An 826-nucleotide genomic window follows, 5' to 3' on the forward strand; every position below is an offset into this window, starting at 1 on the left:
AAGTACTGATGTATTCGCATACGAAGAGCTTGCAACCGATATGGATGGCAGTCCAAAGCCAACCAGCAATGACCAATTAGTTTGGTCGAATGCTGCATATGAACTGGGTCTTAAAATGACTCAAGCATATACTGCTTCGGGTTGGTGTACATCTATCCGTGGACTTGATAACGGTGGTAAAGTAGAAAACCTACCTAACTTAACCTACAAGTCTGAAGCTGGCGATCTACTTCAGCAGTGTCCAACAGAAGTGAATCTAACTGACGAGCGCGAGAAAGAGCTTTCAGACCTTGGTTTCCTTCCTTTGGTTCATTATAAAAGTTCTAACTACGCTGTGTTCATCGGTGGCCAAACAACTCAGAAACCTAAAACATTTACAGACCCAGACGCAACAGCGAATGCTGCTATCTCTGCTCGCCTACCTTACATTATGGCAAGTAGCCGTATCGCCCACTACCTGAAAGTAATGGGTCGAGACAAGCTAGGTTCAAACCTTGAAGCTCCTGATATCAAACGAGAGCTACAACTATGGATCGACCAATACACCAACGCCGGTGCTATTGGTAATGAGCAACGCGCAAAAACCCCTCTTTGTGAATCTCGCATCGAAGTGGTTGAGCAACCTGGTAAGCCAGGTGCCTACTCAGCTGTGGCTCACCTAAGACCTTGGTTACAACTTGAAGAGCTGACAACCTCAGTTCGAATGGTTGCTAAGATTCCTGGTTAATAGGGATTTGGCCGGAGTAATCCGGCCAAAATTTTTTATGAAGTTAGATACGGAATGGCAAAACAAATTTAACCAACTAGATAATACAGATAATACCCT

Annotated in this window: 1 protein-coding gene; it reads left to right on the forward strand. The window is 44.4% G+C overall.

Going from position 1 to position 826, the window contains the following annotated elements; all coding sequences use genetic code 11:
- Positions 1 to 727: type VI secretion system contractile sheath large subunit (gene tssC / locus AB4496_RS29035; protein ID WP_372133584.1), on the forward strand; the 727-nt coding region annotated here is incomplete at its 5' end.
- Positions 728 to 826 lie beyond the last annotated feature (99 nt).

Source organism: Vibrio sp. 10N.222.46.A1, assembly GCF_041473595.1.
Lineage (GTDB): Bacteria > Pseudomonadota > Gammaproteobacteria > Enterobacterales > Vibrionaceae > Vibrio > Vibrio tasmaniensis_A.